This window comes from Nonomuraea sp. NPDC049141 (assembly GCF_040648415.1).
GTDB lineage: Bacteria > Actinomycetota > Actinomycetes > Streptosporangiales > Streptosporangiaceae > Nonomuraea.
The window spans coordinates 1-1,113 of record NZ_JBEZDR010000273.1 but is presented as its reverse complement, the minus strand read 5'-3'; the positions used below and the strand labels follow the sequence as shown (position 1 = coordinate 1,113).

The window sequence follows — 1,113 nt, the reverse complement described above, 5'->3', positions numbered from 1 at the left end:
GTCGAGCGGACCACCAGCGAGGTCGGATCGGTGTACGCCGCGAGCGCCTCCGGCGCCACCCCGGCGGCGGCGGGCGGAGCGGCCGGCTGTTCGACGAGCCGGGCGACCCGGTGCGCCTCGGAGGCGGGCAGGCCGACCCAGAAGTCCAGGCCCAGCGGTGTGGCGATCTCGTCGGCGAAGTACGTGCCGAGGCTGCGGCCGGAGACCCGGCGTACCACCTCGCCGACCAGCCAGCCGTAGGTGAGCCCGTGGTAGCCGTGTGCCGTGCCCGGCTCCCAGGCCGGCGCCTGGGCCGCCAGCGCGGCGACGACCGGCTCCCAGGTCAGTGCCTCCGCCTGTGGAACCGGACGGTCGAGCACCGGCAGCCCCGCCTGGTGGGACAGGAGCCAGCGGACCGGGACGGCGTCCTTGCCGGCCGCAGCGAACTCCGGCCAGTACTCGGCGACGGGTGCGTCCAGGTCGAGCTGCCCGCGCTGCGCCAGCAGGTGCGCGCAGGCCGCCGGCACGCTCTTGGTTGCCGAGAAGACCACCTGGAGGGTCTCCGCCCGCCAGGCGCGGCCGGTGGCGGGATCGGCGAGCCCGCCCCACAGACGGGCCACCTCCCGGCCGTGCCGGTAGACGCTGAGGGCCGCGCCGATCTCGGACCGCGTCTCGAAGTTCGCCAGGAACGCCTCCCGGACCGGCTCGTAACCCGCCGCCACGGTGCCGCTGACCACGGACATGCGCTCTCCTCTCGGGGCGTCGGGCCCGGACGACGATCAGCCCGGGCAACCATGTCAGGATAGCCTGACGGAGTCAGTCAGGAATACCTGACAAGCATATGCTTGCGGGATGGCGGAGGCAGAGGTCCCGGGGCACGCGAACCTCGTCGGGTTCCGACTGCCGGACGGGACGCTGAGTACCGACGCAGCAGCACCCGCGACGGCCGTCGGCTACCGGGCCCGGTGCAGCTGCGGCTGGGTCGGCACCAGCGACTACCCGGCCGCCGAGGAGGGCCGCTGGATGGCCACCTCCGAGTGGGGCGGACACATCAGACCGGTCCTGGCCGCCACACCGCCCGGTTGGCTGCTGGGCCGTTCCGACACCCTCCGCGACAACGTCGCCGAGCTGGCC

At 74.1% G+C, this 1,113-nt stretch carries 2 protein-coding genes; one reads left to right on the top strand and one right to left on the bottom strand.

Going from position 1 to position 1,113, the window contains the following annotated elements; translation table 11 throughout:
- Positions 1–722: serine hydrolase domain-containing protein (locus AB0B91_RS66425; RefSeq protein WP_358343343.1), on the bottom strand; the 722-nt coding region annotated here is incomplete at its 3' end.
- Between the two features lie 109 nt (positions 723–831).
- On the opposite strand from AB0B91_RS66425, the gene AB0B91_RS66420 reads away from it, so the two are divergent.
- On the top strand, positions 832–1,113 hold a 282-nt coding region (locus AB0B91_RS66420), incomplete at its 3' end, for a hypothetical protein (RefSeq protein ID WP_358343341.1).